Here is a 14,414-nt window from a genome sequence, read left to right as displayed (position 1 = left end):
CGAATACGACTGTGGCTGCGACCTTTCGGTCGCAGCCACAGTCTGTCGATCTGAAGTTCTAGCGGTTCAGCAGCTTGCGCATCGCCTCGGCCGCACCCTTGACCATCTTGTCGCGGGGGAAGCCGCTGCGCTTCTCGGCGGCCGCGTAGTTGCCGCCGGCGACCCAGACGGGGCCGTCGGTGAGGTGCTCGAGGCCCTCGCGCGCCGCGTCCTCGGGCTCCTGGACGATCATGCCCGGGATGTCGAAGTTGAGTCCGGCGCGCACCATCGCGGGCGTGCGGGTGACACCCAGGATCAGCTCCACGACGTGGACGTTGTACGGCTCGAGCTCGAGCCACAGGCTCTCCGCGAAGACCCGGCTGAACGCCTTGGCCGACGCGTAGATGCTCTGGTGCTCGGAGCCCATGTAGCCGGCCAGCGAGCCGAGCAGCATGATGCCGCCGCGTCCGCGGTCCTTCATCTTCGCGCCGAAGTGGTGCGACAGCTCGAGCTGCTTGGTGATGTTGAGGTTGATGACCCCGTTGAATCCGTTCAGGTCACCCGTCACGAACTCGTGGCCGTAGCTGTTGGCGCCGGCGTTGAAGATGAGCAGGCCGACCTCGAGGTCGTCGGTCACCTTGCGGATCTGGTCCATGGCGTCGTCGGCCAGCAGATCCAGCGACAGCGTGCGGACCTCGACGCCGTTCGCGCGGACCTTGTCGGCGGTCTCCTCGAGCGGGCCCGGCTTGCGGGCGATGAGCACGAGGTTGAGGCCGGCGCGGCTGAGCTCGTCGGCGAAGGCTGCGCCGACGCCCTCGGAGCCGCCCGCGATGACGGCCCAGGGGCCGTACTGGTTCTTGTCGATCATGAAAAGTCTTCCTCGTCTGTGGTGCGACTCAGTGGTCGGCGACCTGCGGGGTCGGGACGGGCTCCTCGTTGGTGATCGCGAGACGGCCGTCGAGCGCGGCGACCTGGATCGTCGCGCTCAACGCCTCGCACCGCATCACCGGTGCGCCGGGGCGGCCTTCGCGGCCCACCCACTCGTGGATCTCGAGGCACTTCTCCTGTGCCGTCTCGTTCCACTGCACGGCGGTGTGTTCCCAGCTGTGCTTCTGGACCTGCACGCAGGCCCCACAGCGATCACACTCCAGCGGCTGCATTCTCACGCGCCTTCTGCTCGAGGTTGTCCTCCACGACGCGACGCCACGACGCGACGGCCTTGGTGGTGTCCATCTCGTGCTCGAAGCGGTCGGTCATGTCCGAGGTGATGTCGGCGCGATCGACGTAGAACTGGTCGTACCAGCGGCGCAGCTGGTAGACCGGACCGTCCTCCTCGCACAGGAGCGGGTTCTCGATGCGGGTCTTGTTCTTCCAGATCGCGATGTCCTGCTCGAAGCCCTTGGCGATGAACTCGCCGAACTTCTGCGCGGTCGCGAGCGCGTTGTCACCGAGGACGGGCGACTTCTTGACGATCATGCCGTACATGAGCACGAACTTGTCCGGGCTGACCGGGTAGTGGCAGTTGATGAGGATCGACTCGACGTCGTAGCCCTCGTACTCGTAGGCCAGGTCGTCGATCATGAACGACGGACCGAAGTACGACGCGTCGGAACGGCTGCCGAGCATCTTCGGGACGCCGGCCGCGTGCGGACGCATGTCGGTGCGGGCCTCGCCGCGCATGAACTGGCTGGCGACCGGGCCCTCGAACACGTTCTTGAAGAACGTGGGGAACGAGTAGTGCACGTAGAAGAAGTGCGCCATGTCGACGATGTTGTCGACGATCTCGCGGCAGTTGGTGTCGACCTCGGTGGTGTACCAGACCCACTCGGTCCACTCGTCGCTCAGCGCGCCCTCGATGCGCGGGATGTACATGTCCTCGTCGGACGGCGCCTTGCCCTCGGGGTCGTGCCAGATGAACAGCATGCCGTCCTGGTCCAGCGTCGGCCAGGCGCGGGTCTTGGCGACCGGGGGAACGCGGCGGGCGTAGGGGATGTCCGTGCAGCGACCCTTGCCGTTCCAGCGCCAGTCGTGGAACGGACACGCGACCGAGTCGCCCTTGATCTCGCCCTGGCTCAGATCGCCACCCATGTGACGGCAGTACGCGTCGAGGACCTGGACGTCGCCCTTGCTGTCGGCGAACACGACCAGCTTGGTGCCGAAGGCGTGGACCGAGTGCGGCTTTCCGTCCTTGAAGGACTCCGACAGGCCGAGGCAGTGCCAGCCGCGGGCGAATCGGGTGGGGGCTGCACCGGCGACGATCTCGCGGACTTCGGTTTCATCGGACTGATTGAGCGTCACTTCGTCCGTCCTTTCAGGGAAAGCAGTTTTCGAGTTCGGACGCGCTTCGAATGTCGAGCGCTGGCCGCGGATGCGGGCCCTCCGTGGGGAGGATGCACCTGTGGCATTGACGGCCACGCTAGGTGACACCTATCACCCGGTTTCCGGCAGTCCCACTGGCCGGGACCGTGCCGCGGACGGAATTTCCGACGGCCTCGAGCGGGCCCGCGGACCCGCCCGGCGGCCGGTCCGCGGCCGCCCCGCCCTACCATGCGGGTACCCCCCTGTCCCTACATGTGACCCCGGTCGGGGTCGTGGAGGAGCACCCACATGCCCAACGAGGTCCTGCGGTCGGTCCGCGAACTGTTACCCGCCATCGCCGAGCGCGCGCAGACGGTCGACGAGTCCCGTCGCGTCTCCGACCAGACGATCCGGGACCTGACGGCGGCCGGTGTCTTCCGGATGCTGCAGCCCGCGCGCTACGGCGGTCTCGAGACCAGCCCGGTCGACTTCTACGAGGTGGTCCGCGCGATCTCGGGCGTGTGCGGTTCCACCGGGTGGGTCACGTCGGTGCTGGGGGTGCACCCGTGGCATCTCGCGTTGTTCGACGTCAAGGTCCAGGACGAGGTGTGGGGGCAGGACACCTCGACGCTCGTTTCGTCGGCGTATGCGCCCGTGGGGGAACTCGTTCCGGTGGAGGGCGGCTACGAACTGTCGGGCAGCTGGCGGTTCTCGTCGGGCTGCGACCACGCGTCGTGGGCGTTGCTCGGCGGGCTCGTGGTGGGTGCCGAGGGGCGGCCGGTGGACTTCATGACCGTGCTGGTGCCGCGCACCGACTACCGGATCAAGGATGTGTGGGACGTCGTCGGACTGCGCGGGACCGCGAGCAACGAGATCACCGTCGAGCGGGCGTTCGTCCCCGAGTACCGGACTATCCGCAACTACGAGGCGGCGCAGCTGCGCGGGCCCGGACACAAGGTGAACCCCGCGCCGCTGTTCAAGCTCCCGTTCGCGGCGATCTTCACCAGCACCGTCGCTGCGCCCGTCATCGGGACGGTCGCGGGGTGCTACGAGACCTATCTGTCGGCCATGCGGGACCGGGTCCGGCTCAGTCTCGGCGGCGGCCGGTTCGCGGAGGACCAGTCGGCGCAGATCGCGGTTGCGCGGGCGTCGTCGGAGATCGACGCGGCGATCCTGCAGATGGACCGCAACATCCGGGAACTGCTGGAGCTGGCCGAGGCCGGCCAGCCGCTGCCGATGAGCATGCGGCTGCGCGTGCGGCGGGATCAGGTGCGCGGCACGGAGCGGGCCCTCGAGGCGATCGACGTGCTCTTCAAGACCGCGGGCGGCAACTCGCTGACCCGCGGCAACCCGATCGAACGGGCGTGGCGCGACGCACACGCCGGCAGCGTCCACGTCGCCAACGATGCCGCGCGGGCCCTCGCAATGTACGGCCGGGGAGCCTTCGGTCTGCCGGTCGAGGACAACCTGGTTTAGGGGCGGAGGCTGTCGGTGCTCCCACTTGCCGGGTCGGCATGGTTGTGTCCGTCCTCGATTTCGGGTTCGATGTGAACTCGATCGGCGGCCACGTGGGCGCCGTGATTCCCACTGACCGGAAGCGCTGCGCGCGGACGGTGTCAGCTGGAAGCATTCGAAGTGTGCGCCGCCCCGCGGCACACGGTGCGAGGACGAGAACGAGGTAGGGGGTCGACGGTGCCGAGAGTGGCCGAGGCACGGGACGCAGCCGAGCCGAGTTCGGCGGAGCAGCGCGCGCGGTTCACCCGCATGCTCGATGCCGCCGCCCAGTTGGGCGCCGAGAAGGACCTCGAACGCGTCCAGATGCACGAGGTAGCCAAGCTCGCCGGCGTCGCTATCGGAACCCTCTACCGCTACTTCCCGTCGAAGACGCACCTGTTCGTCGCGGTGATGGTCGACCAGATCGACCAGATGAGCGAAGGTTTCGCGCGCCGCGCGCAACCGGCGCCGACCCCGCAGGACGAGATCTTCGAGACCCTGTTGCGGGCCACGCGGGCGTTGCTGCGCCGACCCCTGCTGGCGAACGCGATGATCCAGTCGACGAGCACGGCCAAGGTCACCACGATCCCGGACGTGGCCCGCGTGGACCGGCAGTTCCGCGACGTGCTGTTCGAGGCCGCGGGGCTCGAGCAGGTGACGGAGAACGATTCGGTGCTGGTTCGTTTACTGGTATCGGCGTGGTTCGGGATCATCCAGTCGTGCCTCAACGGCCGGATCTCGGTTCCGGATGCGGAGGAGGACCTCCGCACGGCGTGCCGGCTGTTGCTGGCGGATCTGTCGAACGCGCAGTTGCCGCCGATGGAGACGGCGTAACTGAAATGAATTCTAATTCCGGCCCCTGCAGGTTGCCTGCGGGGCCGGAGTTGTCTGTGGCGGGATGGGTCGACCGATGGTGGCCGCGGGCTCGGCCAGCCCGGCGTAAACGGCTAACTGTTTGAACTGAACGTGTCGCGGGGCACTGTTTGCCGAGGGTGTGGTCCTGTTCTCGCGCACCCATTGCCCTGACCGCGAAAGTAGAATACATTCCAAAAATGAACGAGTTGCAGTCCCGGTTCCGGGGCCGACTCGTCTGATTTCGCACGTATTCGCAGTACTTCAGAGGAGCGCACCATGACCAACGTCGTCATCGTCGAGGCCGCCCGCACCCCGATCGGCCGCCGTCGCGGCGCGCTCGCGGGCCTGCATCCGGCCACCCTGCTCGGCGCCGCCCAGCGCGGCGTGCTCGAGCGAGCCGGTGTCGCCCCCGAGGAGATCGGTCAGATCGTCGGCGGTGTCGTGACGCAGGCCGGCGAGCAGTCCAACAACGTCGCGCGCAACGCGTGGCTGCATGCGGGCCTGCCGTACACCACGGCCGCGACGACGATCGACTGCGCGTGCGGGTCGTCGCAGCAGGCCGTGCACATGGTGGCGGGTCTGATCGCGTCGGGCCAGATCGATGCGGGCATCGCGTGCGGTGTCGAGTCGATGAGCCGGGTGTTCCTCGGTCAGGCGCTCGCGCCGGGCACCGGCATTCCGTACCCGGACGACTGGACGGTGGATCTGGGCGACCAGTTCACCTCGGCCGAGCGCATTGCGGCGAACCGCGGCATCAAGCGCGGTGACACCGATGCATTCGGCCTCGAGTCGCAGCGCCGCGCCGCGCAGGCGTGGGCCGAGGGCCGCTTCGATCGCGAGATCGTGCCGGTCGAGGCACCCGTCGTGACGAAGGAAGGCGAGCTCACCGGTGAGATTGCGACCGTGACGCGCGACGGCGGCCTGCGCGAGACCACTGCGGAGGGCCTGGCCGCGCTCAAGCCGGTCATGGACGGTGGCGTCCACACCGCCGGTTCGTCGTCGCAGATCAGCGACGGCGCCGCAGCCGTGATGCTGATGAGCGAGGACAAGGCGAAGGCTCTGGGCCTGCGTCCGCGTGCCCGGATCGTGTCCTCGGGCATGGTCGGCTCCGACCCGTTCTACCACCTCGACGGCCCCATCGACTCCACCCGCCACGTGCTGGCCAAGGCCGGAATGTCGCTGGACGACATCGACATCGTCGAGATCAACGAAGCCTTCGCGGCTGTCGTGCTGTCGTGGGCGCAGGTGCTCGAGGCCGACATGAGCAAGGTCAACGTCAACGGCGGCGCGATCGCGCTCGGCCATCCCGTCGGCTCCACCGGCTCGCGCCTGATCACGACGGCGCTGCACGAGCTCGAGCGCTCGGACCGCTCTACCGCGCTGATCACGATGTGCGCGGGCGGTGCGCTGTCCACCGCCACCGTCATCGAGCGCATCTGACACCGATTTCATAGAGCTTCAACTACTTCCGAGGATTTTCGATGACCATTGGTTTGAGTGACGAAGACCGCGAACTCCGCGATTCCGTGCGTGGCTGGGCCGCGCGCCACGCGACCCCGACGGTGATCCGGGAGGCCGTCGAGGCCAAGGCCGAGACGCGTCCCGCGTACTGGGGTTCGCTCGCCGAGCTGGGCATGCTGGGTCTGCACCTGCCGGAGGAGGTCGGCGGCGCCGGCTACGGTCTGGTCGAACTCGCCATCGTCACCGAGGAACTCGGCCGCTCGATGGTCCCCGGACCGTTCCTGCCGACCGCGGTCGTCTCGGCGGTGCTCAACGAGGCCGGCCGCACGTCCGAACTCGAGGGGCTGGCCGACGGCACCCTGTTCGGTGCGGTCGCGCTGCAGCCGGGCGGGCTGAAGCTGGTCCGTGACGGCGGCAAGGTCACGCTGTCGGGCACGTCGAGCTACGTCCTCGGCGGCCAGGTGGGCGACGTGTTCCTGCTGGCTGCCACCGATGACGCGGGTGCGCTCGGGTTCGTGGTGATCGACCGTGATCGCCTCGACGTCACCGAGCTGCCGAGCCACGATGTCGTCCGTCGCAACGCCGAGGTGACCGTCGACGGGCTCGAGCTGGCGGACGGCGATGTGCTGACGCTGGATTCGCAGCGTGTCCTCGACATCGCCGCCACGCTGTTCGCGGCCGAGGCGTCGGGTCTTGCGGACTGGGCCACCACGACCGCCGCCGACTACGCGCGGGTGCGTCAGCAGTTCGGCCGGGTCATCGGACAGTTCCAGGGCGTCAAGCACAAGGCCGCCCGCATGTTCAGCCTCACCGAGCAGGCCCGCGTCACCGCGTGGGACGCGGCCCGCGCGCTCGGCGACGATATCGACGCGTCCGAGGCGTCGCTCGCGGCGGCGGTGGCCGGCGCGGTTGCGGTCGAGTCGGCGTTCCAGGTCACCAGGGACTGCATCCAGGTTCTCGGCGGCATCGGCTTCACGTGGGAGCACGACGCCCACCTGTACCTGCGCCGCGCGCAGTCGCTGCGGCTGCTGCTGGGTTCCACGGCGTGGTGGAAGCGGCGCGTCGCGCAGCTGACCATCGACGGTGTCCGCCGGGTCCTGAGCATCGACCTGCCGCCGGAGGCGGAGCAGATCCGCGCCGACGTCCGCGCCGAACTCGAGCCGAGTAAGGCGCTCGAGGGTGCCGAGCAGAAGGCGTACCTGGCCGAGAAGGGTTACACCTCACCGCATCTGCCCGCTCCGTGGGGCAAGAGCGCGGACGCCGTCACCCAGCTCGTCATCGCCGAGGAACTTCGCGCCGCCGCGCTCGTCCCGCACGACATGATCATCGGCAACTGGGTCATCCCCACCCTGATCGCGCACGGCAACGCCGAGCAGGTCGAGCGGTTCGTCCCGCAGTCGCTGCGCGGCGACATCGTGTGGTGCCAGCTGTTCTCCGAGCCCGGCGCCGGTTCCGACCTCGCGGCTCTGTCCACCAAGGCCACCAAGGTCGACGGCGGCTGGAAGCTCAACGGCCAGAAGGTGTGGACGTCGATGGCCCGCGAGGCGGACTGGGGCATCTGCCTGGCCCGCACCGACGGTGACGCCCCCAAGCACAAGGGCCTGTCGTACTTCCTGGTCGACATCAAGAACAGTGGACTCGATATCCGCCCGCTGCGTGAGATCACCGGCGAGGCGCTGTTCAACGAGGTGTTCTTCGACGACGTGTTCGTCCCGGACGAGTGCCTGGTCGCCGAGCCCGGCGACGGCTGGAAGCTGGCCCGCACGACGCTCGCCAACGAGCGCGTCTCGCTGTCGCACGACTCGTCTCTCGGCTCGGGTGGCGAGGCGCTGCTGAACCTGGCCGCCGAGATCCCGGGTGGTCTCGACGCCGAACAAATGACCGTTCTGGGCAAGGTGCTGTGCGACGCGCAGTCCGGCGGGCTGATGGGCCTGCGCACGACGCTGCGTTCGCTCACAGGTGCGCAGCCCGGCGCGGAGTCGTCGATCGCGAAACTGCTGGGCGTCGAACACATCCAGCAGGTCTGGGAAGTCGCGATGGACTGGGCCGGCCCGTCGTCCCTGCTCGGCGAGCAGCATCGACGATCCGCGACACAAATGTTCCTGAACTCGCAGTGCATGTCGATCGCAGGTGGTACCACCAATGTGCAGCTCAACATCATCGGCGAGCGGATCCTGGGTCTGCCGCGCGATCCCGAACCCGGAAAGTGAGTTCCACACGCATGAGTAACCGCACGTTCGTCGTCGGCGTGGGCATGACCAAGTTCGAGAAGATCGAGTCTCGTGACTGGGAGTACCCGGACATGGTGTCCGAGGCCGTGGGCACCGCCCTCGCCGACGCCGGGATCTCGTACGACCAGGTGCAGCGTGCCGCAGTCGGATACGTCTTCCAGCCGTCGGCCGCCGGCCAGCGCGCGCTGTACGACACCGGCCTGACCGGCATCCCGATCGTGAACGTCAACAACAACTGCGCCACCGGCTCGTCGGCGCTGATGATGGCCCGCGAGTGGGTGCAGGGCGGCATCGTCGACGTCGCCCTCGCGGTGGGCTTCGAGAAGATGACCAAGACGGCGCTCACCGGTACCGGTGAGATGCCCAAGGTCACCACGCTCGACGACCACCTGAAGGTGATGACCGCCAAGCACGAGTGGGGCCGCGGTCCCATGACGGCGCAGCTGTTCGGCAACGCCGCGCTCGAGCACATGGAGCGCTACGGCACCACGGCCGAGCAGATCGCATCCGTCGCGGTGAAGAACCACAAGCACTCGGTGAACAACCCCTACGCGCAGTTCCGTGACGAGTACACGCTGCAGCAGGTGTTGGACGACAAGATGATCCACGCGCCGCTCACCCGGTCGCAGTGCTCACCCACGTCCGACGGTGCGGGTGCCGCGGTGGTGGTCAGCGAGCGGTTCGTACGCGAGCACGGGCTCGAGGACCAGGCGATCGAGATCGTCGCGCAGGCCCTCACCACCGACACCGCCGAGGCGTTCGCGGACCAGTCGATGATCGACGTCGTCGGCGCCCCGATGACGAAGGCGGCCGCCGCGCAGGTGTTCGCCGAGTCGGGTCTGACCGTCGACGACGTCGACGTGATCGAGCTGCACGACTGCTTCGCGATCAACGAGATCATCACGTACGAGGGCCTGGGACTGTGCGAGCCGGGCGAGGGCGGCAAGCTCGTCGAGTCCGGCGCCACCACGTACGGCGGCAAGTGGGTCGTCAACCCGTCCGGCGGTCTCATCTCGAAGGGTCACCCGCTCGGCGCGACCGGCCTGGCGCAGTGCGCCGAACTGACGTGGCAGCTGCGCGGCCAGGCCGACGCCCGCCAGGTCGACGGTGCCCGCGTGGGTCTGCAGCACAACCTCGGCCTCGGTGGCGCGTGCGTCGTCACGCTGTACCGGGCCGGGACCATCTCCAAGGAGTCGTAACACCATGCCCATCGATGTGAAGGCCGCACTGTCGGCCGAACCGACTGTGCGCGAGGCCAACTGGACCGAGCGCGATGTCCTGCTGTACCACCTGGGCCTCGGCGCGGGCGTGAACTCGCTGGACCCCGCCGAACTCGGCTGGGTGTACGAGAAGGGCCTGCGGGTCCTGCCGACGTTCGCGATGGTCGCGGGCCAGGGCGTCTCGGCGGGCACGCTGAAGCCGGCCGGGATGAACATGCCCGGCATCGACATCGACCTGCGCAAGATCCTGCACGGCGGTCAGGCACTGACGCTGCACGCGCCGATCCCGACCGCCGGTTCCGCGCGGATCTCCTCGCGCGTCGCCGACGTGTGGGACAAGGGCAAGGCCGCGGTCATCGTTCTCGAGCAGTCCGCGACCGACCTCGACGGAAACCCGTTGTGGACCACGGGCATGCAGATCTGGGCGCGCGGTGAGGGCGGCTTCGGCGGCGACGCCGGCCCGGAGGTCACCAACGCGGTGCCCGAGCGGGACGCCGACAAGGTGCTGGTCTCGCCGACCAGCACGCAGCAGGCGCTCGTGTACCGGCTCAGCGCCGACATGAACCCGCTGCACGCCGATCCTGCGTTCGCACAGATGGCCGGCTTCGACCGTCCGATCCTGCACGGCCTGGCGTCGTACGGCGTGGTCTGCAAGGCGGTCGTCGACGGTCTGCTCGGTGGCGATCCCACTCGCGTGCAGAGCTACTCGGTGCGCTTCGCGGGCTCGATCTACCCGGGAGAGACCATCGAGACGTCGGTGTGGCAGGACGGGAACACTCTCACGTTGCTCGCGACGTGCCCCGAGCGTGACGGTCAGCCGGTGCTGACCCACGCGATCATGGAGGTCCGCTCGTGAAGGTCGGCGACCACCCTACGGCTCAGACCCATCCGCACGGCACCGTCCTGACGTCGGCGCCGCAGGATGCGCCGGTCGACCGCGCCACCGCGGCGGCCCGGCGGGTGATCGACGCGATGCTGCGCACCGATCGCGGCAACGCGAATCTCGACCGTGTCGCGGAGGAGTTGAACAGCATCGCCGACCATCTCGAGGAGCACGCTCCCGAGGTGGCCGAGCGGATGATCGACATGTGGAGCGGTGAGGGCGTCACCCGGCACGACCCGATCACCGGTCCGGAGAACGCGATTGCGCCGCCGCTGGTTCTGAAGGGACTCGACGACGGCTCGGTGCAGGGCGTCGTCACGCTGAACCTGCCGTACCAGGGTCCGCCCGGGTGCGTGCACGGCGGCGTGTCGTCGCTGATCCTCGATCATGTGCTCGGTGTCGCGAACGCGTGGGGCGGCAAGGCCGGCATGACCGCACAGCTCAACGTGCGCTACCACAAGCCGACGCCGCTGTTCGAGGAGTTGACCGTCACCGGCAAGCAGATGTCGGTGGACGGCCGCAAGATTCACACTGTCGGCGACATCAAGAACGCCGCCGGTGAGGTGTGCGTGTCGGTGGAGGGACTGTTCATCGACGCATCGGTGCCGCGCCCGCGGTAACCGTCTGCTTCGGCTGAAGGGTCCCTTCGTGCGCTGTCCGCGCGTGAAGGGACCCTTCAGCTGTTCTGGGAGAGGGGTTCGTTGTGGGGAAGCTCGACGAGAGGGTCGCGATCGTCACCGGCGCCGGTATGGGCATCGGCCGAGGGATCGCGGGAGCGTTCGCGCGCGAGGGCGCGAGCGTGCTGGTGGCCGAGATCGACGAGGCCGCCGGTGAATCGACCGCGCAGTGGCTGCGGGACGAATGGGGCGTCAAGGCCGAGTTCCTGCGGACCGACATCACCGACAAGGAGCAGGTCCACGCGATGGTCGACGGCGCCGTCGCGCAGTTCGGCCGCCTCGACATCCTCGTCAACAACGCGTGGCGCAGCAGTGGCTACGCGCGGCTCGAGAACATCACCGACGAGCAGTTGCGCGGCGGCTTCGACATGGCCGTGATGGCCGCGTTCTGGGCGATGCAACGGGCCCTGCCCGAACTCGAGAAGCACGGCACCGGCCGGGTCATCAACCTGTGCTCGCTCAACGGCGTCAACGCGCACATGTACTCGGTGCACTACAACGCCGCCAAGGAGGCGCTGCGCACGCTCACCCGCACCGCCGCCCGGGAGTGGGCGCCGAAGCAGGTGTGCTGCAACGTGATCTGCCCGGGCGCGCAGAGCGAGGCGTACCGCCGGACCGTCGAGGCCAACCCGCAGATGGCGGCGACGATGGCGTCCGCCAACCCGATGGGCCGCATCGGCGACCCGCTCGACGACATCGGCCCCGTCGCCACCTTCCTGGCGAGCGACGACTCGCGCTACGTCACCGGCAACACGCTGTTCGTCGACGGCGGCGGGCACATCAACGGCGTCCAGTGGGCGCCGCAGGTGGACTGACGACCGGTCAGGCGCTGGGGGAGTCGACGGCGCTGCCGTAGTTGCTACCGAAGCTGCCGGTATCCGAGCTGCCCAGGCTGCCGGCGCTGCCGGTGGACGAGCTGCCCAGGCTGCCGGTGTCGAGGCTGCCGAAGCCGAGCTGGCCGAGGATCGGTGACAGGAGCGAGGGAAGGCTGAAGGTGATGCTGCCGGCCGAACTGCTCGGCTCCGGCGGCTCCGGCAGCGCGGCGGCGGTGCCCGGCGCGAACGCCATCACCGCTGCTGTTCCCGCCGCCACCAGCACGGCCCCCAGCGCTGCCCGCACCCGGCGGCCCGTCGTTTCAGTCACCATGTTCGGTTCCCTTTCGTTAGTTCGGGACGAATGAAACACGACGAAGGCCCCGGTCGGGGCGGGATCGGACGGATTCACCCCGGGCTTCACGTCGGGGCCGGTCGCCGATCGCCGGGTCGACGGTGCCCAGCCGAGCGCGCCGATCTTCCGTAGGGTCGGCAACGATGACGTACGAATTGACTGCAATCGAACTGTCCGACAGTGCGCGAACGTGGTTGATCGAGCGGCCCATCGAGATCGCGGTCTACGTCGTGGTGGCGCTCGTCCTGCGCTTCGTGCTCAACCGCGCGATCGATCGGGCCACCCGGGACAGACCCGGCGGCGAGCCTCGACTGCTGCGACCGCTGAAGGAACGTATCCCGATGGGCACCCGCGACTCCGTCGCCGCTCAGCGGCGGTCGCAACGCGCCCGCACCATCGGGTCCGTGCTCAAGTCCGGGGTCTCGATCGTGACGCTCACGTGGTGTGTGCTGCAGATCCTCACGGTCTTCAGCGTCAACGTCGCCCCGCTCGTCGCGTCCGCCGGAGTGGTCGGCGTCGCGCTGGGCTTCGGCGCGCAGAACCTGGTGCGGGACTTCCTGACCGGGATGTTCATGCTGCTCGAGGACCAGTACGGGGTGGGCGACATCATCGACGTCGGAGAGGCCGTCGGGACCGTGGAGACGGTGGGCCTGCGGGTCACCACGATCCGCGACCTGAACGGAACCCTCTGGTACTGCCGCAACGGCGAGATCGCGCGGGTCGGCAACATGAGCCAAGGCCACGCGGTCGCGGTGATCGACCTGCCGATCGCACCGGGCGCTGCCGTCCCGCGGGCGACGGAGGTCGCGCTCACCGCCGCGATCGAAGCCTCCGAGGCCGACGCGATCGCCGACGCGGTGCTGGAACGTCCGCAGATGCTCGGCGTCAACAGCGTCACCGCCGAGGCCGTGATGCTGCGGCTGACCGCGCGGGTCAAGCCCGGACAGCAGTGGGCGGTGCAGCGGTACATCACCCAGGCCGTGCTCGCCGCGTTCGACGAGCACGACATCGCGGCCCCGCTCGCGGCGCTGGCGGCGATGCGCGGATCCGCCCCGAGCTGACCTGTCCGAAAGATCCAATCGCCGGGCGCCGGTGGGCGGCTAGCGTGGCCATCATGATTCCTCAGCTGAACGCGATCGGCCTCGTGACGACGGATCTCGCGGCGTCCCTGCGCTTCTACCGACTGCTCGGCCTCGACATCCCCGACGACGCCGCGTCCCAGCCCCACGTCGAGGTGGTGGCCGGCGGGGTGCGGCTGATGTGGGACACCGTCGAGACCGTGGAGTCCTTCGGTGGCCCGTACACCCCGCCCACCGGCGACGCGCGGGTCTCGCTCGCCTTCGAGTGCGACGGACCGGCGGACGTCGACGCGGTGTGGGCGCGGCTCGCCGAGGCCGGGCACGGCGAGGTCGAGCCGTTCGACGCCCCGTGGGGGCAGCGCTACGCGACGGTCACCGACCCCGACGGCAACGGCGTCGACCTGTTCGCGGCGCTGCCGTCCTGACGTAGTTCGCCGAACGGGCGACCCGTGATGCGGCGGGACTCGCGGATGAGGTGGGCCTGGTCCACGTACCCGCATTCGGCCGCCACCACGGCGGACGGGACGCCCTTCGCGGCCAGGTGGCACGCCCGCTGCAGACGCAGGATCCCGGCCAGAGTCTTGGGGCCGTAGCCGAAACTGCGGTTGCCGAGGCGCTGCAGCGCGCGGGCCGACAGTCCGGTGGTGGCGGCGACTCCCGCGACGGGGACTCCGCGTCCGAGCAGTCGGGCTGCCGCCGTCACCACCGGGTCCGGCGGCCCCACGTCGCCCAGACGGGCCACCGCGAACGATTCGAACGCCGCTCCGGCGTCGGCCGGGTCCAGCCCGGCGAGAACCGTGGCGGTCCGACGGCCGACGACGTCCTCGAGTGGGATCCGTGCGTTGCGCAGGTCTGCTGCCGGAACCGCCAGCAGGTGGGGGAGCAGTCCGGGTGGCAGGCGCAGCCCCACTGCAGGATCGGGCGACCCGATCACCGGGAACGGTTCGGTGTCCGGCCCCGCGACCAGGACCGTGCCGTCCCGCCACACGAGATCCATGCAGCCGTCGGGCAGCACCGCACCGTCCACGGACCGAACGGTGTGCCACACGACTGCTTCCGGAACCACGCGT

15 protein-coding genes are annotated in these 14,414 nt (G+C 69.0%); 10 read left to right on the top strand and 5 right to left on the bottom strand.

Features of this window, described 5'->3' with window-relative positions; all coding sequences use genetic code 11:
* Positions 1-58: 58 nt before the first annotated feature.
* From LCL87_RS06700 to LCL87_RS06690, 3 genes are read right to left on the bottom strand one after another with little or no spacing between them, the layout of a single operon-like run.
* A complete protein-coding gene (locus LCL87_RS06700) occupies positions 59-847 on the bottom strand; it encodes an SDR family NAD(P)-dependent oxidoreductase (RefSeq protein ID WP_225017965.1) in 789 nt (262 codons plus the stop codon).
* Between the two features lie 28 nt (positions 848-875).
* Positions 876-1,103 carry a hypothetical protein gene (locus LCL87_RS06695; protein ID WP_510850702.1) on the bottom strand — a complete coding sequence of 76 codons (228 nt, stop codon included), beginning with the start codon at positions 1,101-1,103 and terminating at the stop codon, positions 876-878.
* A 16-nt stretch (positions 1,104-1,119) separates the two neighbouring features.
* Entirely contained in the window at positions 1,120-2,277 is a 1,158-nt protein-coding gene (locus LCL87_RS06690; RefSeq protein WP_225017961.1) for a 3-ketosteroid-9-alpha-monooxygenase, oxygenase component, read from the bottom strand.
* Positions 2,278-2,586: 309 nt separating this feature from the next.
* On the opposite strand from LCL87_RS06690, the gene hsaA reads away from it, so the two are divergent.
* From hsaA to LCL87_RS06650, 8 genes are all read left to right on the top strand, one after another.
* A complete protein-coding gene (hsaA, locus tag LCL87_RS06685; protein ID WP_225017959.1) occupies positions 2,587-3,753 on the top strand; it encodes a 3-hydroxy-9,10-secoandrosta-1,3,5(10)-triene-9,17-dione monooxygenase oxygenase subunit in 1,167 nt (388 codons plus the stop codon).
* 216 nt (positions 3,754-3,969) lie between these two features.
* Positions 3,970-4,605 (top strand): TetR/AcrR family transcriptional regulator, encoded by a 636-nt coding sequence (locus LCL87_RS06680; protein ID WP_225017957.1) that lies wholly within the window; start codon positions 3,970-3,972, stop codon positions 4,603-4,605.
* Between the two features lie 297 nt (positions 4,606-4,902).
* Complete coding sequence (locus LCL87_RS06675) at positions 4,903-6,066, top strand: steroid 3-ketoacyl-CoA thiolase (protein WP_225017955.1); 1,164 nt, start codon at positions 4,903-4,905, stop codon at positions 6,064-6,066.
* A 41-nt stretch (positions 6,067-6,107) separates the two neighbouring features.
* Positions 6,108-8,297, top strand: a complete 2,190-nt coding sequence (locus LCL87_RS06670) for an acyl-CoA dehydrogenase family protein (RefSeq protein WP_225017953.1) — start codon at positions 6,108-6,110, stop codon at positions 8,295-8,297.
* A gap of 11 nt (positions 8,298-8,308) precedes the next feature.
* A complete protein-coding gene (locus tag LCL87_RS06665) occupies positions 8,309-9,517 on the top strand; it encodes a lipid-transfer protein (RefSeq protein ID WP_225017951.1) in 1,209 nt (402 codons plus the stop codon).
* Between the two features lie 4 nt (positions 9,518-9,521).
* Positions 9,522-10,394: a MaoC/PaaZ C-terminal domain-containing protein gene (locus tag LCL87_RS06660; protein WP_225017949.1), complete on the top strand. Its 873-nt coding sequence runs from the start codon at positions 9,522-9,524 to the stop codon at positions 10,392-10,394.
* Positions 10,391-11,041: a PaaI family thioesterase gene (locus LCL87_RS06655; protein WP_225017947.1), complete on the top strand. Its 651-nt coding sequence runs from the start codon at positions 10,391-10,393 to the stop codon at positions 11,039-11,041. Before LCL87_RS06660 ends, LCL87_RS06655 begins: the two co-directional genes overlap by 4 nt.
* A gap of 83 nt (positions 11,042-11,124) precedes the next feature.
* On the top strand, positions 11,125-11,913 hold the full coding sequence (locus LCL87_RS06650) for an SDR family oxidoreductase (protein WP_225017945.1): 789 nt from the start codon (positions 11,125-11,127) through the stop codon (positions 11,911-11,913).
* Between the two features lie 7 nt (positions 11,914-11,920).
* On the opposite strand, the gene LCL87_RS06645 is transcribed toward LCL87_RS06650, so the two are convergent.
* Positions 11,921-12,244 carry a hypothetical protein gene (locus tag LCL87_RS06645; RefSeq protein WP_225017943.1) on the bottom strand — a complete coding sequence of 108 codons (324 nt, stop codon included), beginning with the start codon at positions 12,242-12,244 and terminating at the stop codon, positions 11,921-11,923.
* Between the two features lie 164 nt (positions 12,245-12,408).
* On the opposite strand from LCL87_RS06645, the gene LCL87_RS06640 reads away from it, so the two are divergent.
* The gene (locus LCL87_RS06640; RefSeq protein ID WP_225017935.1) at positions 12,409-13,326 is read left to right on the top strand and encodes a mechanosensitive ion channel domain-containing protein; all 918 of its coding nucleotides are present in this window, start codon (positions 12,409-12,411) and stop codon (positions 13,324-13,326) included.
* Positions 13,327-13,379: 53 nt separating this feature from the next.
* Positions 13,380-13,769 carry a VOC family protein gene (locus LCL87_RS06635; RefSeq protein ID WP_225017933.1) on the top strand — a complete coding sequence of 130 codons (390 nt, stop codon included), beginning with the start codon at positions 13,380-13,382 and terminating at the stop codon, positions 13,767-13,769.
* Here LCL87_RS06635 and LCL87_RS06630 read toward each other — a convergent pair.
* Positions 13,706-14,371: a helix-turn-helix domain-containing protein gene (locus tag LCL87_RS06630; protein ID WP_225017932.1), complete on the bottom strand. Its 666-nt coding sequence runs from the start codon at positions 14,369-14,371 to the stop codon at positions 13,706-13,708. The two genes, LCL87_RS06635 and LCL87_RS06630, sit on opposite strands and share 64 nt — an antisense overlap.
* Positions 14,372-14,414 lie beyond the last annotated feature (43 nt).

The sequence above is a fragment of the Prescottella equi genome (assembly GCF_020171745.1).
GTDB classification, from domain to species: domain Bacteria; phylum Actinomycetota; class Actinomycetes; order Mycobacteriales; family Mycobacteriaceae; genus Prescottella; species Prescottella equi_A.
Note: the sequence above shows the minus strand (reverse complement) of the source record. Positions and strands in the feature narration are given on the sequence as shown.